General features: G+C 61.4%; 28 protein-coding genes. 14 read left to right on the top strand and 14 right to left on the bottom strand.

Features of this window, described 5'->3' with window-relative positions; genetic code table 11:
* Positions 1–66 precede the first annotated feature (66 nt).
* The 5 genes from ACIQT2_RS12310 to ACIQT2_RS12330 all read left to right on the top strand — a co-directional run bounded on the left by ACIQT2_RS12310 (position 67) and on the right by ACIQT2_RS12330 (position 5,250).
* Positions 67–528, top strand: coding sequence for a hypothetical protein (locus tag ACIQT2_RS12310; protein WP_402946702.1), 462 nt, complete (start codon positions 67–69; stop codon positions 526–528).
* A 35-nt stretch (positions 529–563) separates the two neighbouring features.
* On the top strand, positions 564–1,229 hold the full coding sequence (locus tag ACIQT2_RS12315; RefSeq protein ID WP_402946704.1) for a TetR/AcrR family transcriptional regulator: 666 nt from the start codon (positions 564–566) through the stop codon (positions 1,227–1,229).
* A gap of 102 nt (positions 1,230–1,331) precedes the next feature.
* Positions 1,332–2,795, top strand: a complete 1,464-nt coding sequence (locus ACIQT2_RS12320) for an APC family permease (RefSeq protein WP_402946706.1) — start codon at positions 1,332–1,334, stop codon at positions 2,793–2,795.
* A gap of 831 nt (positions 2,796–3,626) precedes the next feature.
* Entirely contained in the window at positions 3,627–4,220 is a 594-nt protein-coding gene (locus tag ACIQT2_RS12325; protein WP_402946708.1) for an RNA polymerase sigma factor, read from the top strand.
* Entirely contained in the window at positions 4,186–5,250 is a 1,065-nt protein-coding gene (locus tag ACIQT2_RS12330; RefSeq protein WP_402946710.1) for a CU044_5270 family protein, read from the top strand. Before ACIQT2_RS12325 ends, ACIQT2_RS12330 begins: the two co-directional genes overlap by 35 nt.
* Positions 5,251–5,607: 357 nt before the next feature.
* Here the strand turns inward: ACIQT2_RS12330 and ACIQT2_RS12335 are convergent, their stop codons facing one another.
* On the bottom strand, positions 5,608–6,333 hold the full coding sequence (locus tag ACIQT2_RS12335) for a hypothetical protein (RefSeq protein WP_402946712.1): 726 nt from the start codon (positions 6,331–6,333) through the stop codon (positions 5,608–5,610).
* A complete protein-coding gene (locus ACIQT2_RS12340; protein ID WP_402946714.1) occupies positions 6,324–6,689 on the bottom strand; it encodes a hypothetical protein in 366 nt (121 codons plus the stop codon). The genes ACIQT2_RS12335 and ACIQT2_RS12340 overlap by 10 nt, the downstream gene beginning before the upstream one ends.
* 488 nt (positions 6,690–7,177) lie before the next feature.
* On the opposite strand from ACIQT2_RS12340, the gene ACIQT2_RS12345 reads away from it, so the two are divergent.
* Together ACIQT2_RS12345 and ACIQT2_RS12350 are read left to right on the top strand one after the other, a co-directional pair.
* Positions 7,178–7,732 carry a recombinase family protein gene (locus tag ACIQT2_RS12345; RefSeq protein ID WP_402946716.1) on the top strand — a complete coding sequence of 185 codons (555 nt, stop codon included), beginning with the start codon at positions 7,178–7,180 and terminating at the stop codon, positions 7,730–7,732.
* Between the two features lie 531 nt (positions 7,733–8,263).
* The gene (locus ACIQT2_RS12350) at positions 8,264–8,785 is read left to right on the top strand and encodes a hypothetical protein (protein ID WP_402946718.1); all 522 of its coding nucleotides are present in this window, start codon (positions 8,264–8,266) and stop codon (positions 8,783–8,785) included.
* Here ACIQT2_RS12350 and ACIQT2_RS12355 read toward each other — a convergent pair.
* The 4 genes from ACIQT2_RS12355 to ACIQT2_RS12370 form a co-directional block, all read right to left on the bottom strand.
* Positions 8,782–8,925, bottom strand: coding sequence for a hypothetical protein (locus tag ACIQT2_RS12355; RefSeq protein WP_402946720.1), 144 nt, complete (start codon positions 8,923–8,925; stop codon positions 8,782–8,784). The two genes, ACIQT2_RS12350 and ACIQT2_RS12355, sit on opposite strands and share 4 nt — an antisense overlap.
* 316 nt (positions 8,926–9,241) lie before the next feature.
* On the bottom strand, positions 9,242–9,709 hold the full coding sequence (locus tag ACIQT2_RS12360; RefSeq protein WP_402946722.1) for a hypothetical protein: 468 nt from the start codon (positions 9,707–9,709) through the stop codon (positions 9,242–9,244).
* A gap of 98 nt (positions 9,710–9,807) precedes the next feature.
* Positions 9,808–10,179 (bottom strand): hypothetical protein, encoded by a 372-nt coding sequence (locus ACIQT2_RS12365; protein WP_402946724.1) that lies wholly within the window; start codon positions 10,177–10,179, stop codon positions 9,808–9,810.
* A 79-nt stretch (positions 10,180–10,258) separates the two neighbouring features.
* A complete protein-coding gene (locus tag ACIQT2_RS12370) occupies positions 10,259–10,777 on the bottom strand; it encodes a hypothetical protein (protein ID WP_402946726.1) in 519 nt (172 codons plus the stop codon).
* A gap of 188 nt (positions 10,778–10,965) precedes the next feature.
* Between ACIQT2_RS12370 and ACIQT2_RS12375 the strand changes: the two genes are divergently transcribed.
* Complete coding sequence (locus ACIQT2_RS12375) at positions 10,966–11,778, top strand: hypothetical protein (protein ID WP_402946728.1); 813 nt, start codon at positions 10,966–10,968, stop codon at positions 11,776–11,778.
* A 108-nt stretch (positions 11,779–11,886) separates the two neighbouring features.
* Here ACIQT2_RS12375 and ACIQT2_RS12380 read toward each other — a convergent pair whose 3' ends face one another.
* From ACIQT2_RS12380 to ACIQT2_RS12395, 4 genes are all read right to left on the bottom strand, one after another.
* Positions 11,887–12,843, bottom strand: a complete 957-nt coding sequence (locus tag ACIQT2_RS12380) for a hypothetical protein (protein WP_402946730.1) — start codon at positions 12,841–12,843, stop codon at positions 11,887–11,889.
* A 9-nt stretch (positions 12,844–12,852) separates the two neighbouring features.
* On the bottom strand, positions 12,853–13,251 hold the full coding sequence (locus tag ACIQT2_RS12385; protein ID WP_402946732.1) for a hypothetical protein: 399 nt from the start codon (positions 13,249–13,251) through the stop codon (positions 12,853–12,855).
* Positions 13,252–13,704: 453 nt separating this feature from the next.
* Positions 13,705–13,944 carry a hypothetical protein gene (locus ACIQT2_RS12390; RefSeq protein ID WP_402946734.1) on the bottom strand — a complete coding sequence of 80 codons (240 nt, stop codon included), beginning with the start codon at positions 13,942–13,944 and terminating at the stop codon, positions 13,705–13,707.
* Between the two features lie 891 nt (positions 13,945–14,835).
* Entirely contained in the window at positions 14,836–15,222 is a 387-nt protein-coding gene (locus ACIQT2_RS12395) for a hypothetical protein (RefSeq protein WP_402946736.1), read from the bottom strand.
* A 727-nt stretch (positions 15,223–15,949) separates the two neighbouring features.
* Here ACIQT2_RS12395 and ACIQT2_RS12400 point away from each other — a divergent pair.
* From ACIQT2_RS12400 to ACIQT2_RS12410, 3 genes are all read left to right on the top strand, one after another.
* Positions 15,950–16,300 carry a hypothetical protein gene (locus ACIQT2_RS12400; protein ID WP_402946738.1) on the top strand — a complete coding sequence of 117 codons (351 nt, stop codon included), beginning with the start codon at positions 15,950–15,952 and terminating at the stop codon, positions 16,298–16,300.
* A gap of 79 nt (positions 16,301–16,379) precedes the next feature.
* On the top strand, positions 16,380–17,363 hold the full coding sequence (locus tag ACIQT2_RS12405; RefSeq protein ID WP_402946740.1) for a DUF4192 domain-containing protein: 984 nt from the start codon (positions 16,380–16,382) through the stop codon (positions 17,361–17,363).
* 183 nt (positions 17,364–17,546) lie between these two features.
* The gene (locus ACIQT2_RS12410; RefSeq protein WP_402946742.1) at positions 17,547–17,696 is read left to right on the top strand and encodes a hypothetical protein; all 150 of its coding nucleotides are present in this window, start codon (positions 17,547–17,549) and stop codon (positions 17,694–17,696) included.
* Positions 17,697–18,190: 494 nt separating this feature from the next.
* Here ACIQT2_RS12410 and ACIQT2_RS12415 read toward each other — a convergent pair whose 3' ends face one another.
* Positions 18,191–19,156 (bottom strand): matrixin family metalloprotease, encoded by a 966-nt coding sequence (locus tag ACIQT2_RS12415; RefSeq protein ID WP_402946744.1) that lies wholly within the window; start codon positions 19,154–19,156, stop codon positions 18,191–18,193.
* A 646-nt stretch (positions 19,157–19,802) separates the two neighbouring features.
* Between ACIQT2_RS12415 and ACIQT2_RS12420 the strand changes: the two genes are divergently transcribed.
* Both ACIQT2_RS12420 and ACIQT2_RS12425 read left to right on the top strand, forming a co-directional pair.
* Positions 19,803–21,164 (top strand): ParB/RepB/Spo0J family partition protein, encoded by a 1,362-nt coding sequence (locus tag ACIQT2_RS12420; protein ID WP_402946746.1) that lies wholly within the window; start codon positions 19,803–19,805, stop codon positions 21,162–21,164.
* Positions 21,165–21,443: 279 nt separating this feature from the next.
* Positions 21,444–21,689, top strand: a complete 246-nt coding sequence (locus ACIQT2_RS12425) for a hypothetical protein (RefSeq protein ID WP_402946748.1) — start codon at positions 21,444–21,446, stop codon at positions 21,687–21,689.
* 483 nt (positions 21,690–22,172) lie between these two features.
* Here ACIQT2_RS12425 and ACIQT2_RS12430 read toward each other — a convergent pair whose 3' ends face one another.
* Together ACIQT2_RS12430 and ACIQT2_RS12435 are read right to left on the bottom strand one after the other, a co-directional pair.
* The gene (locus ACIQT2_RS12430; RefSeq protein WP_402946750.1) at positions 22,173–22,550 is read right to left on the bottom strand and encodes a hypothetical protein; all 378 of its coding nucleotides are present in this window, start codon (positions 22,548–22,550) and stop codon (positions 22,173–22,175) included.
* Between the two features lie 129 nt (positions 22,551–22,679).
* Positions 22,680–23,630 (bottom strand): A/G-specific adenine glycosylase, encoded by a 951-nt coding sequence (locus ACIQT2_RS12435; RefSeq protein WP_402946752.1) that lies wholly within the window; start codon positions 23,628–23,630, stop codon positions 22,680–22,682.
* A gap of 127 nt (positions 23,631–23,757) precedes the next feature.
* Between ACIQT2_RS12435 and ACIQT2_RS12440 the strand changes: the two genes are divergently transcribed.
* Positions 23,758–24,426, top strand: a complete 669-nt coding sequence (locus tag ACIQT2_RS12440) for a hypothetical protein (protein ID WP_402946754.1) — start codon at positions 23,758–23,760, stop codon at positions 24,424–24,426.
* Positions 24,427–24,463: 37 nt separating this feature from the next.
* Here ACIQT2_RS12440 and disA read toward each other — a convergent pair whose 3' ends face one another.
* Positions 24,464–25,540: a DNA integrity scanning diadenylate cyclase DisA gene (gene disA / locus ACIQT2_RS12445; RefSeq protein ID WP_400335212.1), complete on the bottom strand. Its 1,077-nt coding sequence runs from the start codon at positions 25,538–25,540 to the stop codon at positions 24,464–24,466.
* Positions 25,541–25,630: the final 90 nt, after the last annotated feature.

Genomic DNA, 25,630 nt, shown 5'->3' on the forward strand with positions numbered 1-25,630 from the left:
CGTAGCGCTTGTTCCCTGGCACTGTGTTCAGGCGCTGCGGCCGCTTCTTCATTCCAGGAGGCAGAGATGGCCAGGCATGAATCCGGAGGGATGGCAGCCGCGTCCCCGGCAGGCTCGGCGCCGGGGGATGACCCGCCATCAACCCTCGTGATTCCCGTCGACTTCGGCGGTTCGGCGGGGCCGGACCTGGCGACGGCGTGCCTGCTTCTGGCCATGCCACCGCGAACGTTGATCAGGCGCCTGTGCCGGACCAAGCACACGGTCAGGTGGTTTTCGGCCCCTGCGGCCTCCGCCCTGATCGAAGTGCCGTGGGGGAGCGACTGGCACCAGATGGGCTATGCGGGGAGGCGCGTCAAGACAGTGCCCCAGGGTTCCCTCACGCTCTCGGCCCTTGGCGTCACCCTCACAAGCTGCGATGGATACACGGACGAGCTCGTAGTGGGCCGGGTAGGGAAGCGTTTTGCCGACTGCCTCATTGGGCGAGGCGACTCGGTGTGGCTGAGGTCTTCTCAAGCTAACGACTGTTAGTTAGACTCATTCTGTTACCACCCTTTGAGGATGAAATGAGTCCATCTCCGCGTGAGCAGGCGAACGCTGCTGTCCAGGAGTTCCTGTCGAAACGTGACTGGTCGTCGCAGACGCCCGCCCGGAAACGGATTCTTCTGGCTTTCCTTCGGCTGGCCGCCACGAACGGTTACAACTCGGTGAGCATGCGCACGCTCGGCCGCGAGTTGGGACTCAAGGCGCCGAGCCTCTACTCCAGTTTTCCGCAGGGCAAGGACCAGATTGTTGCCGAGTCGCTTCTCTGGTTTACCCATGGATTCGCCCGCGAGCTTCTGGAAGCCGTTCAGCATATTCCCTGCGCGGATGACTCTTGGGCGGCCCTTGTCCGCTTCCATGTTGCCCAGCAGGTAAGCAGGCCCGAGGCGGAGCTCTGGAACCTGCTGGTTGCCTCGGACAGGGTGGCGGGCTTCCTGGGTGAAGGCCTGCGTCATGAGTTGGTCTATTGGCAGAACCTGCACGAGCAGATGTATGCGGCCGCGGCGGAGGAGATGGGGTTGGCGGTAGGCCACCAAACCATTCAGGCCATTTTTACGCTGCTCGACGGCGCTGCCCATTGGTCCGCCTGGGACGGCACGGCTGCCCAGCTGGAAAGCCTGGCGGACCACGGGGTGGCGCTGTCCCGTTCCTTGCTCGACGTCGGCGCCGTAAGCCGCGCCGGTACGTAGCCGGCGCTGTCCCAACATGGCGCTGTCCCAACATGGCACACAGCCCTTCCCTACCCCGTCGCTACTGTGATGTGGAACTCAATATTCAGTGATGAGGATTACATGAATAACACCACCCTTGACGCACCAAAGGTGTCGCGTCAGACCCAGGAGAACCGGCTCAGCGGCAACATGGGAGTCGGAGAGCTCGTGATGAACGTGCTCGCCTTCTCCTCACCCCTGGCCACGGTAGCGGGAACCCTTCCAGTCCTGCTGATGTTCAGTGGGCAGACAGCGCCGGCCATTTATTTGCTGGTCACGCTCATGCTGCTGATCTTCTCCGTGGGATTCGTCAAGATGAGCCGAAGCGTCCAGGGTCCTGGTGGCTTCTACTCCTTCGTCACGGCGGGACTGGGCAAGCCGGCCGGCCTTGGAGGCGCCTTCCTCGCCCTCTTCGGCTATATCTTCATTGGCTTCTTCGCGCCGACCTTCTTTGGCGTGACGCTTCAGGGCTTCGTGGTCAACACCCTGGGAGGACCCGACATCCCCTGGTACTGGTACGCGCTGGCCATTACGGCCGTCACCACGCTGCTCGCCTACAACCGCATTGATCTTTCAGCCAAGCTGCTCACTATAGTCATGCTGCTCGAAGTGGCCGTCATTGTCGTGTTCGATGTGGCGTCCTTCTCGGCCAACGGACTGGAAGCGGTGCAGGGAGTGGGCTTCGCGCTGCCTTCGATCACCGACGCAACACTGGGCCTGGCGCTCCTTTTCGCAGTAGGCAACTTCTTCGGTTTCGAGGCAACGGTGATCTACCGGGACGAGGTCAAGAACCCGGACAAGACCATCTCCCGGGCCACGTATCTTGCCGTCGTGGGCATCGGTATCTTCTATGCAGTGGCAGCGTGGGCTTTCATCGCCTTCTTTGGTGCGGACGGAATCCAGGCCGAGGCCTCCAGCAACACCGTCAACCTCTTCAATGACGCGCTCGTGGGCCTCGTGGGACGGATCTTTGCCGACGTCGCCGTCATCCTGCTCATTACGTCAGTCCTGGCGTGCATGCTGTCCATCCAGAACATTGCCGCAAGGTACAGTTTTGCCCTTGCTTCAGACCGCGCCCTCCCCAGGTTCCTGGGACGCGTCCACCCGAAGCACAAGTCGCCGTACGTCTCGGCATTGGCCGTGGGCCTCGTCTGGGCGGCCGCAATCGTGTTGTTCACGGTCCTCGGCGTTGCCCCCGAGGTGCTCTATCCGATCGCCAGCGGCAGCGGAACCTTCGCTGTGCTGCTCCTGATGTTCATCACGAGCTTCGCCGTCCTGGTGTACTTCATCCGCCGCCGAGGGTTTGCGCCGGAATCGGTGTGGAAAACCATCGTTGCACCCATCATCAGCGTTTTGTTCCTTGGGGCCATCACCTACCTGGCCATTGCCAACTACCCGGAGCTCATCGGCGGATCGGCGGTCCTGACCCTGATCTTCATGACCTTCACATTCGCGCTTTTCTTCGGCGGCATCGTCTATGCCTTTTTCCTGCGGACCAAGCGACCCGACATCTACGCCCGCTTGGGCCGCCAGCGGATCGACTGAGCCGGAACGGGCGGCCGTGGGGGCACGGGGCCGCCTCAATCGACAGGTAGCCGGAACCCTGGCCGCAGGCTCTTACCCAGCCGGAGGAGACACTATAAGGCCAAGGGCCGGCACCCTTCGGCCAGAACCTCCAGGGGCTTGGGCGAAGGCCGTTGCAAGCCATCCAGGTACACGCGGTAGGACACCACGTTCGAGCTCGCCGGACCCGTGGCGCAGTCGCACGAGTAGACATGCGGCATCCATGAATTGCCAAACAACGCCCGCATCCAGGCCTCGCACTCATTGGCCGAAAGCCTGGCAGGGAGCCCGCTCTCTCCAAGGCACGGTCTATGAAGCAACCGCCTTTGCAGTTCCCTTTATCGCAGCAGTTGCCGTTGGTGATGTCCCAGACTCGATCCGCGTACCCTTGCTGGCGCTCTTGGGGGACATCTCTATCGGAGGAAGCTACGCGGCTACGCACGGGTCTCACTCGGGTGCCTACGGAGATCAGGTAGGCGTCCTCGTCACTGAATCACTCGCCACTTCCATGAGACGCTTCACAACGCTACAAACGCCCGAGCTCGTAGCACTGGTCCAAGCGATCCAGTCACTTCTTGAACACTCAACCGACGCACACCGCGAGGCGGTTGAGTCCACAGTCGACTCTGCTCTCACGCTCGTTCAGCAGTAGAAGCGGCGCCCGTAAGCCGGTGGCTCTCCGCACGCCTCATAGTGTCCGATATGGACTTCTTCGCCGGGTGCGGCCTGGGCGAAGTACTCTTCGGTGTAATCGATTCGACATCGGGAAGGCCTCTCCGTGAACCCTTTTGCGGCCAGCGGGCAATACATAGTGTGAGCACAGATAACGACATCATCAGGCGGTCTCGGGACAGCCCCGAAGCTTTCGGGGAGTTGTACGACAGACACGCGTCCATCATTTATAGATTTGCAGCCAGAAGGGTAGGCGACTTCGTCGCTGACGACGTTACATCCGAAACCTTTCTGGTCGCATGGGAACAAGTTGAAAGCTACGACCTCGCCCGGGAGGATGCCCGGCCCTGGCTGTTCGGGATCACCACCAATCTGCTCCGACGCCACCGCCGTGCCGAAGCGACAGTACTGAGACACGCGGCGAGGGCTTCGTCCCGGGAGGCAATGGCAGACGAGACGGACCGGATAGCCGCCCAAGTCGATGCCGCCGTTGCCGCCGGGCGCATCGCCAAGACCCTCAAGGGCATGGCTGCCATCGATCGTGAAACGCTGCTGCTATACGCGTGGGCTGACCTGACCTATGAGGGCATCGCCCTGGCGATGGACGTTCCCGTTGGCACTGTGCGGTCTCGCCTGAACCGTGCCCGCCGCGCACTTCGAACCCAGCTCAACCTGACACTTGATGAAACGGAGAAGGACCATGGACGACTTGCAGCTGCTCCGCGAAATGCGTAGCGACATCGGCTCGGCACCGCCGGCGACCTTGGCCCGTGGCAGGGAAAGAGTCATGGCCAGAATCGGCCAGGCACCCGCGACGTCGGCCCGGGGAGAAATCCTGGCAGAAAGCAACGTCAGGCAGGTCCGTTTCCGGCGTCGTGTCCTGCTGGCGTCAGCAGCCGCTGCCGTGCTCGTAGGTGGAATTGTCGTGGCCGATGTTGTCAGGCCCACACCCGGAGCTACGGCCGAAGCTGCCGAAGTCCTGAACAATGCGGCCCTGGCGACCATTCAGGCCTCCGACCCGGTCGTAGGGCCCGGACAGTACCTGAAAGTGGATACAAAGGCTGTCTACGCCTCAACTATCGCAAGAGAAGACGGCACAGCTGTCTCGTGGCTCGATAGCACGGGTGGTCAGGTCTACATCCCCGCTGACATTTCCGGCGAATGGGTCTGGAACCGTGAACCACGGATTCCGACGACGTTCTTCAACGAAGAATCCCGGGCAGAAGCCCAACGACAAACCGTCCGGCCGAGCAATCCGAACTCCGACGGCCCTCAGCTTGAGGGTATTATCCGCGGCCAGGCCGGTGCCTTCTACGGCGGCAGTCCTGAACAGATCCTTGGGACACCCCTCGTCGAGGCCATTAGTTCCTTCCCGCGTGACCCGCGAGAACTTCTGGATCTGATTTACGACAGGACCAAGGGCAAAGGCCCGTCGCCGGAGAGCGAGGCTCTGACCTCGATAGCTTCGGCACTTCGGACCGGTGTTATTCCGGCTGACTTGCGAGCCGCACTGTACAAGGCGGCAACTCTAATTCCCGGTGTCGTCGTCGCGGACAAACAAGCGACCCTCGATGGGAGGCAGGGAGTCGCCTTGGGCGTCTACTGGGCCGGTGGAAAGTTCCGCGAAGACATCATCATCGATCCGGCCAACGGCCAAATGATTGGGGAGCGCACGATGTTCCTTGTCGATGAGTCCGGGATTCCCGCCAACACGGCCGCTGGCTGGACCTCAGTGAAAACCTCCGTCGTGGACGCGGCTCCCTAGCCCTGAAGGGGAGTGAGGCGCCGTGCCGGCCGCTGTTTAGAGTTGAACGGCGAGCCGGAGCCGTCGCGGACGGGCGTTCTGCCCGAGCCGAATGGTGGGAGGAGATCACGCACTCGAGATGGCTCGCTCTTTGTCTAGCGTCGGAGCGTCCGCTAGAGGATCCTCTACCGGGCGCCGGACCCATACAGGTGAGGACGGGATCCATCCGGATAAGGCGTCCAGACTGGATGGTCGAGCCACACTCCTTGGGAAAGGAAATCCCTTCCTTCGCCGTCCGGATCACCCAAAAACCGGCCTGTAAATGTGCCCTCAAGGATCGTAGGGTGGCCCCGCCCGGTTTTGAGCGGGGCCACCCTACTACTGCTGGAACCAGACATCTCCAAGAAGTAGACCAGGTGGGCTCTGTTGTTGGATGGTTTCGAATTCATTGTTGGCAACAAAAAGCTGTGCTCTGACCGGATTTTCACCTCGGGCGTTGATGCCTTGTCCAACGGAGATCACCAGGCCTTCAGGAAGGCCCGCAAGCGCGTTACTGACCGCCGACACGTCTTCTGCGGTCCACGAAGCCGTGACCACAAGTAGATAGCCGCTCTCGAAGTAGGAGCCGAGGAGATGTTCCACCTCATTGCGGTCCTGTGCAGCGACCACCGTGACCTTCTCCCCGGGGCGCACAGTGAGCACTGTACGAGAAATAACCTTTCCCTCACCAAAGAGACTCTGGATCAGTTCCTCTCTTGCCTGTTGGGCTGCAGGGCTCAGGACCCGTTCCTTTGGCCTTCGCTGGGCGCTGAGCTGCTTGGTCAGCTGTACAACGCTTTCAGTAATAGGATCCGGTTTTGGTGGCTTTTCTTGCCAGGAAGTGACAACAAGACCCTCTCGTTCCCACCGGGCGTCCAGCTCGCCGTGCACGATGGTTCCGTTTGCGCCGGCAGGGACACCCTCGAGAACTTCAATGCCCGCCTTTGCTCCCGCGGGAAGCTGGGGTGCCCGGTGCGTGAACCAGGTGCGCTCATCTGCCTGGGTGAGCCAACCCTGTGCGTGGACCAGGGAATTAACCGGTATTAAGGAGTCCTCTAGCCGCATAGGGGTGCCGGTTCCTTGCTCGAACCTGCGCCGACCAATACGTCTGTACGAGGTCCACTGGTCTTCTCTGAAGTGGTTGGAGCGATGCAGCCGAAACCATCATCGATAAATGCGTCCATTGACCATTTGTCATCGCCTGGGCCGCGATAGCACTGGAAGCCTATCCAATCCGGCTGTGATTGGAGCATCCTGTTGCCTTGGCTCATACAGGTGGCTTCGCTGTAGAACCAGTTGTTGTAGTACCGCTGTTTGACTTCAAGCGCCTGTGCCGGCGCTGCCGCAACGAAAAAGAATCCCGCGACGAGAGCCAAAGCGGCGACGACCGACGTCAGAAAGCGACGTGGAGTGCTGTTCATCCTATATCCCCCTATGAATAGGTGTCCCACGTGGACACACCCACAACCTTTGCAGGGCGAATATCAGAGTCAAGTCAAATGGTCCCCAACTATTACTCTTAGGCAGCAGCCGGACAGCAAGCGGCGACCGTGCTCGTTTCGATCGAACTTGCCTTGCAGCAGAGTTGAACCAACGCACGACACCACTTGGCGGACCTTTGCCTCAATACTCCACAAAATCCGACAAGGCGGACGGGGGAGGTGCCCGAATGAAGGTTCACGGCAGTCTGCGGCGGTGGCGCGGCCCGCTAGTCGATCCTCAAACGGCACGTCAAAACCGCCAAACCGAGCTGTGAAAAGCCGCCATTCTGAACTAACAGTCACACGCTGGCGACACGCCGGTGAAAGTGCGACTTGAACGTGAGACACCCGTGGGGTGCGGACAAAACTGCATCCCACGGGTTTTTGTCTCTCCTGGTTAGGTTGGTGCCATTGAGGAAAGGGAAGCTATGGCACTGATTGGGTTGGTTCGCGTAAGCACCGACGCGCAGGAGACGCAGCGGCAACACGATGCGCTGGGCCCGATCTGTTGGCGGGTATTTGAGGAACGGGTCAGCGGCAAGCTCGCCGTTGACGAACGCCCCGGGCTGACGGCCGCCGTGAATGAGTTGCGGCCGGGGGACATGCTTACGGTGATCGAGGTGGACCGGCTGTCCCGAAACCTGCTTGACGGGCTGCTGACACTGAACGAGTTGTTCCAGCGCGGTGTGGCCGTGAAGATCCTGGACGGCATTGCGGCAGGCGAACACACTGAGCGTTCGTTCCTGTTGGATCTTGCCCTTGCCCTGGCTGAGGACCGGCGTCGGGATATTTCCCGCAAAACCAAGGACGGACTGGCCGCAGCTGCACGACGCGGCCGCCGAGGCGGACGGCCCTCCAAGATGACCCCTGACCGCCTGGAACAAGCCCGCCACATGCGCGCAGACAGAATCTCCTACCGCCGCATCGTCCAAGCCCTGGGCGTCAGCGAAATAACCATCCGCCGCGCCTTAGGAAGTATTTAGCGGACCCCGGACGCGGACACTCACCAAAGGCACCGACACGGCCAGCGTGTTTTATGACCGGTTGACTGGCACCTTAATCGGCAAATGACTAGCCTGACCGAAAACCGGAGGGGGAGCATGAGGCTCACGGTAAAAATTCGGAAAGCAACTGATGGCCGCTTGGAACTCCAAGTATTGGAAATGCCGGAACTTGAAGTCGTAGTGCGGAAATTCAAGGAGATCCCGCAAGCCGTCACTGATGCAGCGGCGGACCTGACAGGCCACCGCAAGGACGATTTCGAAGTGGAGGTTGGCTACTGAGTTCCTCCACAGCTTGGAATGGCAATGCCCGTGCATCGGCTGTGGTTAGCTTCACTCGTGAAGAGACCATCAGGGAAGAAGTGGCGGAGAGTCGGTTTCTTGGCGTTGTTGGGGGCACTGGCCGCTGCCGTAATAGTGCCAGCTCTCATGTGGCCCTCGGTGGCCTTGGCGCCCTCAGTTTCGGCCGCAGCGGCAGTGGTGTCCGCAGGAATAGCGGCCTGGAATGCCTATGTGAGCAGGGAGGACGCGAAACGGGCTGAAACTGCACAGAAGACCGCCGAGCGCGCCGCACGAGCGGCTCATCTGGGCCTTGCGTTCCAGGGCCGCCCGGACATTGGAGTGTGGTGGCACCGTCCAGCACCGCCCGAGGAATTCACCCACTGGAACTTGCATCTGACCGCTGATCGACCTGCCAAGGACATTGTGGCCGAGTGGCATTTTGTTGACGGCAGAGACCCGGTGAAAGGCAGCTGGCCAGAGATTGTGCCGAACCCAAACAATTTCCGCGGCATCCCCGATTCGCCCCTTGTTGTTCGTCTGATGATCCCGTCATCAGTAAAGCTAGCGGACATGCATCAGCACCTCCTGCGGGGAACGCTTGAATACACTGACGCGGCCGGGATGGCGCGATGGAAGAGAACGTGGCGTTACGTTCCTCTCGGTCCCGGGGATGACCCTCAATTATTGAACGCGCCGAAAGCGACGCATGAATGGAAGCTAGTGGAACTCCTCGAACTGCCCGACGTCGATTAGTCGCATCGGATCACAATCGCCTTTGATCCTTCCGGGATCAAAGCCTCGGCCGCCGTTTTGGCCTCCAGGTAGGTTTCCCCCTCGGCCTCGACGTGACCCTGTTCTCCGGTGCCGCTTTCTACGGTGAGACTTACTTTCACGCCCATATCCTAGGCCCGTCCACCCAGGGCCAGCGTGTTCTCCAATGCCGCGTTTCAGCCAGCACTTAACTGACCGCTTCCAGCAGCCAATCGACGGCGGCCGGATCGAGGCGCAACAGAAAGGTCCGCAGGGCTGAGTTGGCTGAGAGCTTCATTATCTACCCTTGTCCTGGATTTCCACAGGTCAGGACGTACTGAAAGCCGTGGGCACGTAGGGCACGTCCCAAGGCTCAGTTAGGAACGCCATTCGCATAGAGTGCGGGCAGTACTGGGTCCTGACTCGCAGGTGGCTGCCCCGCGAATGTTTCGGCGAAGACTACGGCTCGGGGTTTTTGCGAACGCCTCTACCCAGCCAGCCAGCGCTATGGGCTGCAAAGAACGTCCCAGCAGTACACACGACGGGGACGAAGAGAAAGACCAAGATGGCTTGGGCGCCGCCGCCGCCAACAAGGAGCGCGACGATGGCTATCCACCAGGACAACAAAGCTGTGAATCCGCAAAGGATTGCCACTATGGCCCCGGCCCGGCGTGAAGCGATGCTATGCCTGCGGATTGGCGGGGCTTTGATGTGTTTGGTCTGAGTATATCCTGCTCGGCGCATGGCTATAAGCGCTACCCCGGTGACCAGGGCAGGAATCACGAGATACGGGGCGCCGGCAGCGTTGTATGCAGTCCCGGCGATACCAATCCACCAGCACAGGGCGGCCGTAAAGCCCCGGAGGATGCCCTTGACCGTCCTTGTAGAGGGACCCGTCCGAAACAACGGTTCAAGATTCTCGTTCATGTCTGCTCCATGCGTGAACCCGTCATCATTACTCATCAGAGCACGGTGAGGACTTCTTGGCGAGAGCCGGCTGTCGGAATCCCGGCTCTCGTCAATGATTAGGTCAGGCGACCACCGGAGTCGCCCCAGGCGTGGATGCCGCCCCAGGACCCTCCGTATGAGGTTGGGAAATAGGTTTGGGTGAAGTTCGCTGCCGAGCTCCAGCCGTAGCCGTTCCCCCAGTTATCACGGACGGCGCTGGTGACTTTGACGTTTCCGAACCAGCAGTAGTTACCGCTTTCGGAGGTTTGGGCTTTAGCCAGACCGTTCGGGAAGTCGTACCAGCTGGTTCCATAGAACGTTCCTGGGTTGCAGTTTGTGGGTTGTACGTACCAGCTCCCGCTGCCCCAGGCATTCGCGGCTTGGCTGGAGCCAAGCACTAGTGCTGTTCCGGCGAGTAGGGCTATTGAGACGCGTTTTACTACGTGCATGTGCGGTCCCATCCAATTCTTTACGTGGGTGAATGAAGATGCGGACTCGGCTAGCGTGTGCCAAGCTACGCTGTTGGGTTTAGCGGCTGGTTTCCTTCACGAGGAAGTTTGAGGCAGTGGCGTCCCACTTTCCGGGGTCGCTGGCTGCAGCAGCTTGAGTGCTGCCGGGGACGACAAGCCACGCTTCTTCGCTTTTATCAGGGTTGGCTACGCGGAGCCCGTATCCTTCAAATCCCTTGACGAAGGTGCAGCCCATCATTTGACCGGAGCCGTCATGTCCGGCCGTGACAATGCAGATCTGGTCGGTTCCCATTGCGGCCGCAAAATATTGAGCATTGGTGGTTTTGCCGACCAACCGGACCGACGCTAGATCGATGCCGGTTGGCGAAAAAGTCTTGGAAGCCGCCTCGGGTAACCGGTCCGACACTTGCTGTTGGACCCCCATCGCGGGAACGATGTCCAAAGCTTTTTCGACTGCGTTTTCAGACGGTGATGTTGCCGCAACCGCGGCTACACTGACGCCAGCAACGGCTACAACGGTGACCGCAATTTTCCATTTGCGATGCATTACTTCTGCCCCCAGAGAGAGTAAATCCATTGGATGGAGCAAGGGTAAGGCTTTGTTCGGCTCCCGGCAATAGCCAGCGAAGGATGCGGAATGGGGGTCGTACCCCGAACCTGAGGCGATGATTACGCATTCTGTCTTTCTGGAAGGTCTCGGGACCCGTTAGAGTCTGCCGTAGCCTGTGCAGCCCGACGGCGAATTCTGAACAGTGGGGGATCCAAATGGGGAACATACTTAGAGGCGGCATCGCAGCCGTGCTGGCGGCGCTCTTGGTCGTAGTGCTCGGGGTCCAACCAGCTCAAGCCTCGTGGTATGACTACCTGGTCGGCCACCCGCTCTATAGGGGCGTGCCCTGGGCCATTCGGTGCACTGGTAGCTATGTCATTTATGGCTCGAGCGGCACGTTCATCCTTACGGCCGGGCACTGTTTCAACCCAGCGGAGCGGGTATACGGCACAAGCGCCGGGTTCGGCACAATCGCCTATCAAAAGTGGACCACGACTACGGGGGACTCGGAACTCATCCAGACCGACTCGGGAGTGACGATGTACCAGACCATTGTTGATCCGACGACGGGGATCGGCCCTGGCCCCAATAACAGTGGCCACGTCACGGGAAAGATGTCCAACGACGAGCAGACTTATGGCACATTGGTAGGGAAAATGGGCGTCGCGACCGGCAAAACCGAAGGCACGATTCAGTACCGCTATGTCCCATGGAATGGGCTCACCGCCTATTGCGCCACTTATGCGCGAGCGACCCACGACTCTGGAGGACCAGTTTGGCGCTGGGATAGCCAAGGCCTACGAGCTGTTGGAATGCACGTCGGGAGGTTGGATTACGAGGGCGCCACCTATGGATGCTACTTACCGATTGATACTCTCCTAAGTCAGTGGGGCGCCAGCATGAATTTCTGGCCGATATCAGCAGCCCGTGGTCAGGCTCCATCGGAGGATCTGATGCCTGAAAGCGATAGCACCGAACTCCCACCGATACTCACCGTTGCCGATGGTGCAGTCTGGCAAAACGACTAACCTCTCTGGATCTAGGCAGACGCTTATCGGCGCAACGGGTATCTGGCTGACGATATCTGTGCCTGGCTTCCTTCACGCTGGTTTCGCCGGTCATTGCTCGATCGCTGGCTATTTTGCGACTGCAGGCGGTGACTCTGGTGCGGTGATCTCCCGAGCGGGCAGAACGGCGGCGTTCATGACTGTTCGGGTACCGAGTGGTCGTTGGAGATCGACTGTGAACGGTGTCGCTGGGTTTCCCTGGCACGAGGCCGTTTGTTTTCCGGACGGACGCACCCCTAAGACGATCTCGACCGCGGATTCGGTTTCGGTGAGCTTGACGACTTCCACCCGTCCTTCGGCGTTCTGACCCGAATTGCAGTCGAACTCCGTGACGAGCAGTGCCAGGCGGTCGGACTCAGGAACCGGCGGCGATGCGGGGTCGAGCGTGACTGCGCCAGCAGTCAGCTGGCCGAGGTCGAGCGTGGGAGTACAGGTCGATGACTCCACGACATCCCATATAGGTTTGCCTGGTTCCGATGCCATGGACTGGGTGGAAATGACAATGTACATGTAGTCGCGGACATCGCCGTTGCCGTGATCCTGAGGAGCTGCCAACTTGTTCATGAGCATCACACGATCGCTGCTCTCCTGCGCAATTAGCCAGGTGACCGGGTCAAAAGCTGAAACGCCTCGGCCTTGGAGAGCCGGCGCTGCCTCAGCTCCAAGCTCACTCGCCAGCCGCGGGTGCTTGAGTGCCTCAACCGGCACCTCATTGCCTTGGCATAACACGAAGTCGGGCTGAACCTCTGCGGTAGGGCTAGCGACGGAAGGCAGGCTGGCGGCAGGTTGTCCCGGCGACGCGCACCCGGCTCCCAACAGCATCACAGCCCCGCTGGTCATTGAGACTCGTATTGCGACCGCAACTGACAGTTTCCCCATGCCGCTAAGGCTACGCCTTGGGTCAAGTAACGTCGCGTATTCGATTTGGGCCTTGGCCTGAGCTTTGGCTTCCTCGTATGTCGGGCCTTCGGCTTCGATGTGGCTGAGCTGACCGTCGCTGTTTTCTACGGTCAGGGTGACTTTCACTCCCATATGTTAGGCAACCGCCCGCGCAAGGGTGGTTTCCAGCGCCGTCACCAGGGCCGGTGCGTTGCCGGGCTGCAGTCGGTCGACCGGGCGTGCCCCGTCCAGGGCAGTGCAGGGGCTCATCATCCACAGGGCGATGTAGTTATGTGGGATCCGCTGTTCTATTGCCCGCTCGAACAGCCCGGTGACGACCGGGTTGAGGGATACGTCGGGTTGGAACTGGAACGCCGGACAGAATGTTTCCTGATCGATGAAGACCCGAAAGAGTTGGCGGATGACCGGCTCGGGATTCGGGAATCTCGTTGCGAGCCGTTCCCGGACCTGTTCCAGGGCGGGCAGGCCGAACTCGTCCCTGATCCTGTCCCACAGCTCGTCGGGGATAGGGGAGCGGTACGGGTTGGCCGGCATCAGCTAATGGATTCCAGCAGCCACTGCGTGGCCCCGGGGTTCCGTCGCAGCACGAACGTTCGCAAGGCAGCTCGCTGGGACAGCTTCACCTGTACCCTCCAAAATTCGATATCCACGATGTTCCCGACTCCTACCGGCGCTGTCCGCCGACGCTCCCACCACGCGTCCCGTTCGAACCAATGCACCGGTTCTTCGGTGACGACCCAGAGCCGGCCCTCATGCCTGATGGCCAACGGCCGCCCTGTCGGGCTGAATCGGACATCAACGCCGACGTTGAGGGTGGCTTCCAAGCGATGTCTTCAAACAAGTCGAAAAACAAGACGGTGAATCCCTGCCGGAGCAAATCACACTCAGCCAAGCCACCAAGTGAAAAGAGACGTTCGGGCGGGATGAGAGGCCCTGCCCGAACGCCTTTCCAATGTTCGCGAAGAAACGATTCGGGCGGGGGAGCCTCTAGCGGCGCTTGGAGAATGCGCGGAACGTCGCGAATACGGCCACCAGAAGTCCCAGTAACGCCAGAACCCAGGCCGACGGGTCCAGGCTTGAGGAGCATTGGCCCTCGGCCGATACTGCCATGGCGTAGTCGATGCAGTAGCCCGTTCGCATCCCAAACACAATCACCACTGCGACGAGGGAAAGCGTGGCAACCCCCAGCCACGACCATCTGATTCTTCTTGTCACGTCGCTGCGCATGGGCCCAGAATACGCTCGCCTGATTCCCGAACGGCAGCTAAGGTCGGTCTCGACTTGATACCGGTTCGGGATCCTTATGCACGGCTGCGAGGCGTTCCTGGACCTGCTCCAGGGTGTGGAGCGTGAACTCGTCGCGGCCCGAGCGCCCAGCGTTTTCTTGGGTACCGAGGGCTTCACAGTCTCGCTGGTGGCCGATAGCTGACGGAGGCCGCCAAACAGGGGTGACGGCCTCCGCTCCCGCTTAGGGGATGTTGTGCCAGAACCAGCGGGCTACATCAACGACAAGTCGGATGATGTTGACCACCAGGTTCCAGACGCCCCATGGTTCCTCGCGTTTCCGTTTGGAGCTCATACCGGGCACCTCCTCCCGAAGGAACAGGGCACGGTTCGCAGGTTAAGCACAACATCGTTGCGCCTTACGTGCGTAGGGCCATAGACTCAAAGTGCGAACAGTGAGGATATAGCCCTCTAACCGCACCAATGAGCGCGCCGCGCTGAACAAGGACCCGAGGCCAATCGGGTCCATTGTTCGTTAACGGCACACAGGCTGTTGCCTGATGATCCAAGCGTAACGGTCACCATCTTCGCTCACGATCAGAAACCAGCGAGCACGCTGGCCATCGTTGGGCCTTGGGACCGCTTGATCCAGGTCATCTATCCCGTTCACCTCTGCAAGGAGGGGAGGGGAGTTGGGTGCCGGCCGCCACGTGGTTTGAGAGGCCGGCACCCCCAGCGCGGGGGATCCTGGAAAGCTCCCGCCTGCCGTCAGTGTCGCCCCGCTCGTTCGAGAAAGGCGCGAACGGGGCGGGGCGACGCCCCAAGCTAAGCATGCTTACTGTCTGGAAGACAAGGATTCTGGGTGGGTCCGGATGGCCCGACGCCCAAGGATAGTCAGAGCTCGTTGAGAGGGCGCAGCTGGGGGTGGTCAACGCCGGCCGGCTTCATGATCGGGGATCGGCTCTCGTCCATGAAGACTTTGTAGTAGACCGTGGAAACCCGGCCCATGCCGCTGAGTGACCCCGCTCGGTAAAGGAACGGGAGAAGATCCTCACCGACGATTTCACTGATCCACGCATCACACTCACCGGAAGGCAGGGATATCCGTTCGCCCAGGATCTTGTGCCTGCCGGCGATGGAGAGGGTCATCACGTACCCGGACAGCTCCGGGTTCTCCTGCAGCCATGCCAGTTCTGCGACGTCGCCCACGACTGAGATGGCTGCGTGCCGGTCCGAGACTGACGGATGGCTGATGGACGGGAACGGGGACCTGCCATTCACAGGCTTGGTGTCTGGCCCGTTGCGCCCTTCCGGCCCGAGGACCGCGGCCCGGAATCGTTCTACCGACCTCGCGTGCCTGGTTCTGATCTTTGCCCGGAGTTCACCAACATTCATACCACCAACGTACCGGCGAGGACCGACAGCATTCCCCGGGACCAACCCATGGTGCGACGACGCAACAGGGAGAGGGCTTTACTGGGTTACTCCACCGCCCGGCGCGGGAAGTTTCACAACGCATCTCTCCGTCTGAGAAAAGTGTCCCGACAGGTGGGGGACCTGTCGGGACAGGGTCCACACCGTACCAGCCCTAATCGTCAGCCTAGGGAGAGCATGCTCGCAGGGCTCGCATTGATGGGCGTCCTCTCCGCTTCGCTCCGTGGCCGGCTGTTGGGCCCGGTCCCGGCCTCGCAGAGCTCCGCCGTGGCCCGGTCCTGTGTGTCTACGACGTTTTTTGGCTGCTGTCCTTCGGATTTTATGTGTCCGCTCCACCCCGTCTAGCCCCTCCGCAGGCTCCGGGGCCTGCGGTCCGGGAATTTCCCTACGGCGCTCCTGCGTCGCTTATTTCCTCCGGGAATTTCCCACACCTTGCCCAAGGGTAGACAGGCCTCCGTCGGCCACAGCTCCGCAAGCTTCGCCAGCAGCCAAAAAACAACGGGGGGAGAGGGGAAGCTGGCCGGTCACCACAGGTCGCCCCACCCACCAACTTCTCGGCAAAAGAAGGAGCAACATGCTTAACCACCTGATCGCGCTGTACGTCCCGGCGCGGCTGAGCGAAAGCGTCACCGTCCACAGCGTTGATGCCCGGCACACAAGCCTTCAGATCATCGTCGGCGGCGGACTGGAATGCATCGCCCGAGGCGACTGGCAGGTCTACCTGAACGCGGAAACGCAAACCACCGGAGCCTCAAACGTCCGCGCGGTGCAGCTGCTCCACGAAACCGGCCTTGACCTCCCGGTCACCGGGAACGCCGTGTTCCTGGGCAGGGCAGGCCTGAACCACGACACCGACGTGCCGGACTACCTCATCCGCAGGGCCGAAGCACTGTTCGATACCCGACTGATCCAACCAGCGGCCTAGCCGCCTACCGGTGGCCGGGAACCCGACGTTCCCGGCCACCCCTACCACTCACTTTCTCGGCAAAGGAAGGACACACATCGTGACTGAAAAACTTACCCTCAGCAGCCCCGCTGACCTGCTGGCCTACGTCCCGCACCTGCTCGGAGGAACCCCCACCGAATCCTTCGTCGTGCTGACCGCCACCGCCGGAGCACTTGGCGCCACGCTGCGCGTGGACGCACCCATGGACGCGGCCCCGCTGGGATTCGCCCAAACGGTGACCAGCCTCGCGGCACAGGACGAGAACGCCACGGCGTGCTACCTCATCGTCTACACCGACGAAACCAGCACCGATGCCCGGTTCCCCTACGCGGCCCACGTCGCGGCCCTGGGCAACGAACTGGCCACGGCGCGGATGCCCGTCCGCAAGGTCTACCTCGTCACCAGCACGCACTGGGCCGCTTACGGCAGCACGGAGCGCAACCCGCTGGATCAGATCAAGGACAGCAACGCCAACGCCACTTTGACCTTCAGGGGAAGCGCCCCGAACGTGGACGTCTATAACCCGGCGTTGCTGGGCAAATGGGTTGAGCCGGTTCAGGTGCCCGTCCGCACGGAGGAAACCGTCGAGGAAGCGCGCCGCGAATGGGGCACCGTACTGGAGGGCGCGGGCATGCCGGACCATGAGACCACGCGGAAACTGGCGGCATGGTTCCAAGACACGTACATCAGGGACTTCCTCATGGCCGACATCATCACCACGAACAACGGCGTCGTCATTGACATCTTTTTGGGCAAGTTCGAGGGCCGCCCCGACTGGACGCGCGTGGACCACGCCGAAGCCATCGCTTTCGAACTGATGAAGGCCGTCCCGGAGGGCCAGCGTGCACCCATGCTGACCCTCATGGGTTGGCTGCAATGGCTCAAAGGCTCCGGAACACACGCCGAGCGATACCTGAAACTGGCCGTCGAGGACGTACCTGGTTACCGGTTCGCCGAACAGCTGTACGACCTGATAGGCAGCGTCTACATCGCAGAAGTCGCCAAGAACCAGGAAACCGCCTACAAACGCCCCACCAGCTAACCGGCACGACCGGGCAGGATCAGCAACGGTCCTGCCCGGCCCTTCAGGTAGCGGGGCGGCCTCCTCCGCTGGCGCTCCCCCGGCCGCCATAACGCTGGCGCGGGCGCAGCGGCAACCCAGCCAACGTAAAGGATCCACGGCTACAGTGAACTCCAACGAGAACACTGCACCAGGAGATCCAGCATGGGAACCGAATACACCCTGACCGAGGACGACAAACCCACACCAGGGGCGAGCTTCCTCGAAGACGTCATCGAGCTGCAGCTGCTCACCGCCAATGAATCCGTCGGACCGGTGGACTTCACCCACCCCCAGGAACACCACGACTTCTAACACCACGGCAGCAACGACGTTGCACCACAGATTTCCTTTTTGCCGAGGAACAACGAAGAGCCGGCCCCACCAGGTGCCGGCTCTTCCACCATTTAGGGCGGGCCGTTCGCCTTGGGAGTGGGGCGCTGCCGGTCCCGCAAGGCTCCTGCGCATGTTTACTGCTGGATTCCCAGCATTCATTCTGGGAAGCTTGGAATAAGTCAAGGGGGAAATATGAATGCTAAGAAAGTTCAATGGCCTTGGACGGAATACTGGCTTTGGTTAGTTTTGATTCTTCTTGGACTGATCGTCGCAGGATTTATTTGGATGCCGTCAGGGAGCTGTTCGATGTATTCCTCGGATTATGAGGGAGACACGTCCTGCAGGGTGGGTCCCGTACTCGGATTTCCGGGGACCTGGCTGGCCAGTGTCCTACCCGGAGCATTGTTGATTTGGTCTGTTCTTGGTTTGGCGCGGGCCGTCCGGTTGCGGTCGAAGGCCCGCGCCGCCCAACGTTAGTAGTGGTAGAGGGCGTATATGGACGCCAGGTCACCGGTTCCTAGCTGCGTATCGGTCCTTGTGCAGGAGGCTGCCTGTGCGCGCATAACCTGCTCTGATGTTTGCGGAGCGTGAGCGAGACCGAACGCGTGCCCAAACTCGTGCGCAGCTACTCCTTCGAGGATGAATTCTCCTGGGTCGCAGAGCAGATAGCCCATATCCCTCATTGCCCACATCACATTCTTATTGAAGGCAATGTCGGCTTCCCAGAGTCCCCCGGATACGCCGTAGTACCAGCACGTGTGCCCGAGCACATTCCCTGTCAGGGGCTTAAAGGTGATCACGGACGTCCAGTCCGGGGCGAGCTGGCAGCTAGTGTCGAAGGCTACGCCTGCGACCTTGGTAGTGGTCGTCTTGTAATTCGTAGATGCTTTATGGGTCGGGTAAGAGCCCGCACAGGCGGTGTTACGGTTCTGCCAGGCCTTGGAGCCGGCTTCGATGTTCCACACCGTCAGATCCGGTTGCCCGTACGGGGTGGGATACGTTGCGGTGTCGGTGAGCCACCAGTCATAACTGATGCCGCTTGGCCATCCAGGACCATTAGTGTTTGCTGACGAGTAGGTACACTTTTGCGACGCCAGCGCCGCCTTTGAAGACGTTGTCGAAGTCTCACGTATTGTGATCGTCTCCTTGAGCTTGCTCTGCATCGAGGGATCACCAAAGAAATTGGTGACACCTGAGGGGTAGCGCTCAGCCAAAGCCACCTGACCGCTCGGTGAGGTCACGGAATAGGTTTCGGGGGCCTCCTTGAATCCGTCTTTGACGAGGCTGCTGGAAACGATGGTAACGCCAGGAACGGGTACCGTAGCGACCGCACCGGAGGGAAGCTGAATCTTTCTCCCCACTAAATCGCACCCGCCCTTACTGAAAACGGCAACGTCGCCGGGAGGCATGGCGCGGACCTTCGTGTTGGCTTCAGCCATAGCGGAATGGCAAGCAACTGAATAGGCCTGCCGTTTGAGCGGACACAGCCAAACCGGACAGCGTTATGACTGTAGTTGCTAAAACAGACATCAGTTTTCGCATAAGAATTTCTCCCAAAGAAAGTGACAGTATCTGAGAGGCATATGACGCATCAGGGCATGATAATTACAGCAAGTGGAAATAAAAGCAATGCCTAATGCTCACGATTCTTAGCCATTCCGGATTTTCACGCGGCGAATCAGTGCTCGCCAGGGCTCGCACCCCTTTTGGGCGTCCTCTCCGCTTCGCTCCGTGGCCGGCTGTTGGGCCCGGTCCCGACGTCGCAGAGCTCCGCCGTGGCCCGGTCCTGTGTGTCTACGACGTTTTTTGGCTGCTGTCCTTCGGATTTTATGTGTCCGCTCCACCCCGTCTAGCCCCTCCGCAGGCTCCGGGGCCTGCGGTCCGGGAATTTCCCTACGGCGCTCCTGCGTCGCTTATTTCCTTCGGGAATTTCCCATACCTTGCCCAAGGGTAGACAGGCTTCCGTCGGCCACAGCTCCGCAAGCTTCGCCAGCAGCCAAAAAACAACGGGGGGAGAGGGGAAGCTGGCCGGTCACCACAGGTCGCCCCACCCACCAACTTCTCGGCAAGAGAAGGAGCAACACCATGAACGCAGCACCTACGCTGGAAATGATCGATCCCACCACCTTGACCGTTGACATCAACGTCCGCAAAGACGCCGCCCTGACCGCTGACTTTGTTGCCAGCATCAAGGAACACGGCGTGATGGAACCGGTCATTGCACACCGCAAGGACGACGGAAGCGTGCACGTGCTGATGGGACAACGCCGCACCCTCGGAGCCGTCGAAGCCCAGCGTCCCCTGATCCCGGTGATGATCATCAGCAGCCCGGAAGAAGCCGAACGCATCGTCACGCAGGTGGTGGACAACATCCAGCGCGCCGAGCTGACCGACGCGGACGAAGCCGACGCTTACCACCAGCTGTCCCTGATCGGCGTTTCAGCCGCAGCGATCGCCAAAAAGACCGGACGGAAGAAAGCCACCGTCGAAGGTGCCTTGAAGGCCAAGGCCTCCGAAGCCGGGACCGCCGCACTGGGCAGAGGCCACACCATCGAAGAAGCCCTGATCCTCGCCGAATTCGAAGGCGACGAGGAAGCCACCCTTGAACTGGAAACGGCCATTCAGGACGAACCCGACCAGTTGTTCCACGTCGCCCAGCAACTCCGGGACGAACGCGAACGCGCTGCCGCCCTCGCGGCATACACCGCAGAAGTTGCCGCTACCGGGACAACCATTGTTGAAAGGCCCGGTTACGACGACGAAGAAACAGCCAGTGTCACGTCCCTGAAGCGTGGGGATGGGGAACCGGCCACCGAGGACGACGCGAACGCCGTCTACATCAGTCAGGACTACCGCGGCGAGTTCTCCACTGTCCCGGTGATCGTCGGATGGAAGGAACTGGGCTTCACCGAGCGGTACACGTACCACTCGTCATCGACCAACAAGGGTCCTATGACCGAGGAACAGAAGGCCGAGCGGAAAACACTGATCGCCAACAACAAGGCCATGGAATCGGCCACCACAGTGCGCCGGGAGTTCGTGAAATCCCTGCTGGCGAAAAAGCAGGCACCGAAGGGCTGGCAGTACTTCACCGTGCACGCGATCACGCACCACACCGACGTCGCCCGGACTTACGACGGAGAAGTGGCAGCCGAAATGGTCAGCGCCAAGATCGATGGAGAGAAGTCATGGGCTTGGAACCCTTTGAAGGATCACGTGGCTAAGTCCACGGCACGGCCTGAGTTCTCGCTGATCGCGCTGGTCTGCGCCGGATACGAAAAGACCATCGCCAAGGACTCATGGCGGTCCCCGTCCCAAAGCCACCGGGATTACCTGAATCAGCTCGTCACGTGGGGCTACACCCCGTCCGAGGTTGAGCAGATCATCATCGACAGCGGCGAACCAGCCGAAGAAGACACCGCCGAGGAAAGCACAGAAGCGGCCTAAGAACCCCTTGCCGGGCGGAACCCCCACCGCCCGGCAAGGCCCCCGGCCACTCACCACGAACAGGGCCAGGAACCTCCCGAACGGCGGGCGGTCCGCCGCCCAGGGCGAACCACAGCAACCAATCACCAGCGGCGGACCGCCGTTCTACGCCACCAGGCACCGACCCGCCGAAAGCCGCGCATCGCCGGGTCCCTGGCTACTCCATCGACTCACTACTGCCGAAGTTTTGTCGGCGGATCCCGTTAGGCTCATCCCAAGGCACCACAAACAGGAGTCCCCATGACCAGGCCACCAATACCGGATAACCCAATCAGCGACTTCATGAACGGCACCTTTACCGGTTCCCCGGACTCGTCGTTGCTGGCCATGGTCCTGGTCAGCTCCCTGCTAGTCGGCGTGTACCTCATAGCCGCTGCGATCATCCGACGGAGAAAAGGCTCGTCAGGACTCAAGAACAAGGACCTCGCCTTCGCACTGACCATCGCTACACCACTCACGAGCCTTATCGTGCTGGGCCCCCGCTGACTGCCAGGCGGACTGATCTGTGCAGGACTCACTCTGGTCATCGGCCTGTACCTTACGGCCACATCCCGTACCGGCCACGACCAAGACCGAAAGATAGTCACACGCAAGATCCGCTAGACTGAATACAGATTTCCTTTTTGCCGAGGAACAAAGCAGGACCGGCCCACGCCGGTCCTGCTTTGTTTAACCCACAAACACCGGGCACCTTCCCCATGGGTCAAGACAACCACCGTGGGGTCCATGCGGTATTGCTTGCGGACTGGATTGAGGCCGCCCGATTCCGAAGTCAGGGTTGCGAGAAAGCTCCGCAGTTCAAGGCCGTGTGTCCGTTGGATCTTGGCGGTCAACCCCGTCACCGAAGCCGGAGGTGCGGGTTGTGCGTCGATGTGACTTTCCAAACCGTGCACGACGCCTCCCAAACGTTCATCACCCGGGCACAAGCGAGACTACTAGCCGGCAGTTTAATTAGCCATAGGAATGCGACTATTCCTGCCGCAAGCCTTCCGCGTCCAAAACGAGGCTCGCTGTCACGAACCTCTGGCACTGCTCGCCGAAGGGGTAGCTGCCCTTCGGCGTGAACGTCAGTGCCCGCGCAGGCAACGGAGTACCTGAACGCGAGGTCCCGCCCACCGTTGCATCCATGGGCGTTTCAGCAAGGGCGGGCAATTCCACCAGGCCCCGCCGTGTGCCATCGAAGGACTGCGTTGCCGAACAGGCGCCTTCCTTGGTGCACCCTTGGTCCACGGCCACCGTGCCCGGTTGCAGTTCCAGATCCCGCTCCGTGCATACGCCATCCTGGCAGGCTTTGACATGCAGCGTTCCCACCGACTCCGCATAGCTCGCGGCAACCGTTACAGACAACCCCGTGACCTGCCCCATCGCCGGGCACGCAACAGGCCCAAGAGAGCAGCCGCCAAGCAAGGCAGCTGTCCCCGCGAAGGCTAAGACCACCCCAATTTTCCCCATGGCTTCAGGGTAGGTCGGCGGCGCCTACACCGGAAGCCGCAGGCCGCCGTCGTGCATTTCAGCCAAGCCGTCCCGCAGCAGCCCGTCCAGGGCCCGCTCCAGCTGTTCCGGCGCCGAATTGAGGCGGTGCAGCGCGGCAAGAGGGATCCCGACGCCGGACGGTGCGAACCCGAGGTCGGCAGGCGGCTGTTCGAACATCTCGCGCGGAACCGGCGTAGCAGCTTCGCGGAGGACCGCCATCACGGCGCCGCGGACCTGGCGGTCGGTGCCGTGCCATGCCTGGCCCTTGGGAACGTACGACGGCGGCGGCTCACCAGCCGCGAGCCAGGCGCAGCTTTCGCGGACGGGACAGTCGGCGCACTTGGGGCTGCGTGCCGTGCACACCATGGCGCCGAGTTCCATGACGGAAGCATTCCAGCGGACGGACAGCCTGTGGTCCTCGGGGAGGAGGGCGTCGGCCATGCGCATTTCGGCAGCCGTGAGTGTGGGGGCCGGCAGGGCGCTGCCGGAAATGAGCCGGGCGTGCACCCGCCGGATGTTGGTGTCCACCACGGTCTCGCGACGGCCAAAGGCAAAGGCGGCGACGGCGGCAGCCGTGTAATTGCCGACGCCCGGCAGGTCCAACAGTTCGGGATAGTTGTCCGGCACCTCGCCGCCGTGGTCATCCCGGATGGCGACGGCGGCCGCGTGCAGCCTGAGGGCCCGGCGCGGGTATCCCAGCCTGCCCCAATGCCGGACGGCTTCACCCGAAGGCTCACTGGCCAGATGCGACGGTGTGGGCCAGCGCTCCATCCAATCGAGCCACACGGGAAGGACCCGGACCACGGGTGTTTGTTGGAGCATGACTTCGCTGACCAGGATCCCCCACGGGCTGCAGGCCGGATCGCGCCACGGAAGGTCGCGGGCGGTCCGGGCAAACCACTGGTCCAAAGCCTCGTGGAGCTGCGTCAATTCATCGGTGTCTGGGAGTGCCATGCTGCCCTCTACTGTAGTGGAATCCGTGGTGTCGTCAGGCTTCGCAGTGGCCCATGGTGGACGTCACATTGCCGGCTGGCGGCGTGGTGGTGGGGTGCATGGAGGGCCGTCCGCCTAGCCTAGAAACATGGCCACCCAGGGTAAGCAGCAGTCGTCCGCGCGCTCCGCCGCGCCGACGCAAAGGCGACGCCCCAGCCCCGCCGTGTACCGCCGTCGTCGTCTGGTGGTGCTCATCGGCCTGCTGGTAGTGATCGCCCTGCTGGTTGCCGGTATCTCGGCCATCACCCGTGCCATCGCCGGCGGCAGTGAGCCCCAGGCCGTGAGCACGCCTCCCGCGACCACCGCCCCCACGCCCGTCAGCACACCGTCGGCAGGGGCAGCGACGCCGTCGGCCTCGCCCACTCCGGTGTGCGACTTCAATCTCATGACCGTTGCTGCGAAAACGGACAAAGCCGCTTACGCCGCCGAGGAGCTTCCGCTGCTCACCATGACCATCACCAATGGCGGATCGGCGCCGTGTGAGGTTAACGTGGGCACCTCGCAAATGGAGTACGTGATCATGAGCGGCGCGGACCGGATCTTCTCGTCCAAGGACTGCCAGACCGGTGGCGTGGACCTGATCAAGACCATCCAGCCCGGAAAGAGCGAGACCGCCAACTTCCCGTGGCAGCGCAACCGCACGTTGGAAGGCTGCGGCGCCATCACTGCCAAGCCGGGTGCCGGCGGCGCGTATTACACGTTCGAGGCGCGGCTGGGTAACAAGGCGAGCCCGAAGGCCGTCTTCCAGCTGAACTAGCGCTGCTTGAGCGGGACGTACGACGGCGGCAGTCGCCTTAGAGGAACCGGTCCAGGAGGCTTGCTTCTGCCATCCGGCTGAGCCCCTCGCGGACCGTACGGGCGCGCTGATCGCCGATGCCGTCCACCGTCATGAGATCGTCGATGGTTGCCGCCATGAGGTTCTGGAGTCCGCCGAAGTAGTCCACCAAACGGTCGGCCACCGCCTTCGGTACGGATTTGAGGCCGGAAAGCAGGCGGTAGCCACGGGGCTGGACTACTGCGTCCAGCTGTTCCACGCCACCGGCAAATCCGATGATGTGGGCAATCTTGCTGAGGTCGATCAACTCGGTGGGACCCAGGTTCAGCAGGGCCTGGACGGCCTCTTCGATCTCCTCAGGTGTGGCGTCCGGGTCCGAATAGTCGCGGATGATGACGTCGCTGCCCGGACCGCGGCCCGTGGTGAGTTCCTCGAGCTGCAGGGAGAGCAGACGGCCATCCTCGCCAAGTTCCAGGACGTACTGGGCGATTTCCTCTGAGATGCGGCGGACCATCTCCTGCCGCTGCAAGGTCACGGCAACATCCCTGACGGTGACCAGCGCTTCGATTTCCAAGGCTGAGAGCGAGCTGGTGACTTGGTCCAGCCTGGCACTGTACCGTTCCAAGGTTGCGAGGGCCTGGTTTGCGCGGGCCAGCACTTTCTCGGAGCCCTCCAACACATGGCGGAGGCCGTTCACGTAAAGGGCGATGATCTGCATGGACTGGCTCACCGAGATCACCGGGACACCCGTCTGGATGGCCACTCGCTCAGCCGTGCGGTGACGGGTGCCGGATTCCTGGGTTTCGATGCTTGAATCCGGAACCAGCTGGACTGCGGCCTTGATGATGTTGCTGGCGTCCTTGTCGCACACGATCGCACCGTCCATCTTGGCCAGCTCACGAAGGCGCGTGGGGGAGAACTCGATGCCGATCTCGAAACCACCCGAACAGATGGAGTCGATGGTGCGGTCCGAGCCCAGCACGATCAGTGCGCCGGTGCGGCCGCGAAGGATCCGTTCCAGTCCGTCACGCAACGGCGTTCCGGGCGCGACTCTGGCCAGAGTCGCCTTGAGCGATTCTTCCGGGCTCCGGGCCATGGGGTTTCCCTTCGAAGGTGCAAGCCTCGGCTCACAGACAAGCTGAATCCGGCATCGGGAGGCACCCGTGAAAATGCCCTGATGACGACA

Source organism: Paenarthrobacter sp. NPDC090522 (assembly GCF_044769225.1).
Taxonomy (GTDB): domain Bacteria; phylum Actinomycetota; class Actinomycetes; order Actinomycetales; family Micrococcaceae; genus Arthrobacter.

Bases quoted from the DNA above. Each gene is read 5' to 3' on its own strand.
- ACIQT2_RS12315 (WP_402946704.1), top strand. From the start codon at position 564: ATGAGTCCATCTCCGCGTGAGCAGGCGAACGCTGCTGTCCAGGAGTTC.
- ACIQT2_RS12310 (WP_402946702.1), top strand. From the start codon at position 67: ATGGCCAGGCATGAATCCGGAGGGATGGCAGCCGCGTCCCCGGCAGGC.
- ACIQT2_RS12435 (WP_402946752.1), bottom strand. From the start codon at position 23,630: ATGGCACTCCCAGACACCGATGAATTGACGCAGCTCCACGAGGCTTTG.
- ACIQT2_RS12410 (WP_402946742.1), top strand. From the start codon at position 17,547: ATGGGAACCGAATACACCCTGACCGAGGACGACAAACCCACACCAGGG.
- ACIQT2_RS12415 (WP_402946744.1), bottom strand. From the start codon at position 19,156: ATGGCTGAAGCCAACACGAAGGTCCGCGCCATGCCTCCCGGCGACGTT.
- ACIQT2_RS12330 (WP_402946710.1), top strand. From the start codon at position 4,186: ATGGACGACTTGCAGCTGCTCCGCGAAATGCGTAGCGACATCGGCTCG.
- disA (WP_400335212.1), bottom strand. From the start codon at position 25,540: ATGGCCCGGAGCCCGGAAGAATCGCTCAAGGCGACTCTGGCCAGAGTC.
- ACIQT2_RS12365 (WP_402946724.1), bottom strand. From the start codon at position 10,179: ATGCACGTAGTAAAACGCGTCTCAATAGCCCTACTCGCCGGAACAGCA.
- ACIQT2_RS12370 (WP_402946726.1), bottom strand. From the start codon at position 10,777: ATGGATTTACTCTCTCTGGGGGCAGAAGTAATGCATCGCAAATGGAAA.
- ACIQT2_RS12360 (WP_402946722.1), bottom strand. From the start codon at position 9,709: ATGAACGAGAATCTTGAACCGTTGTTTCGGACGGGTCCCTCTACAAGG.
- ACIQT2_RS12400 (WP_402946738.1), top strand. From the start codon at position 15,950: ATGCTTAACCACCTGATCGCGCTGTACGTCCCGGCGCGGCTGAGCGAA.
- ACIQT2_RS12375 (WP_402946728.1), top strand. From the start codon at position 10,966: ATGGGGAACATACTTAGAGGCGGCATCGCAGCCGTGCTGGCGGCGCTC.
- ACIQT2_RS12340 (WP_402946714.1), bottom strand. From the start codon at position 6,689: ATGAACAGCACTCCACGTCGCTTTCTGACGTCGGTCGTCGCCGCTTTG.
- ACIQT2_RS12345 (WP_402946716.1), top strand. From the start codon at position 7,178: ATGGCACTGATTGGGTTGGTTCGCGTAAGCACCGACGCGCAGGAGACG.
- ACIQT2_RS12385 (WP_402946732.1), bottom strand. From the start codon at position 13,251: ATGCCGGCCAACCCGTACCGCTCCCCTATCCCCGACGAGCTGTGGGAC.
- ACIQT2_RS12320 (WP_402946706.1), top strand. From the start codon at position 1,332: ATGAATAACACCACCCTTGACGCACCAAAGGTGTCGCGTCAGACCCAG.
- ACIQT2_RS12440 (WP_402946754.1), top strand. From the start codon at position 23,758: ATGGCCACCCAGGGTAAGCAGCAGTCGTCCGCGCGCTCCGCCGCGCCG.
- ACIQT2_RS12425 (WP_402946748.1), top strand. From the start codon at position 21,444: ATGACCAGGCCACCAATACCGGATAACCCAATCAGCGACTTCATGAAC.
- ACIQT2_RS12390 (WP_402946734.1), bottom strand. From the start codon at position 13,944: ATGCGCAGCGACGTGACAAGAAGAATCAGATGGTCGTGGCTGGGGGTT.
- ACIQT2_RS12420 (WP_402946746.1), top strand. From the start codon at position 19,803: ATGAACGCAGCACCTACGCTGGAAATGATCGATCCCACCACCTTGACC.
- ACIQT2_RS12335 (WP_402946712.1), bottom strand. From the start codon at position 6,333: ATGCGGCTAGAGGACTCCTTAATACCGGTTAATTCCCTGGTCCACGCA.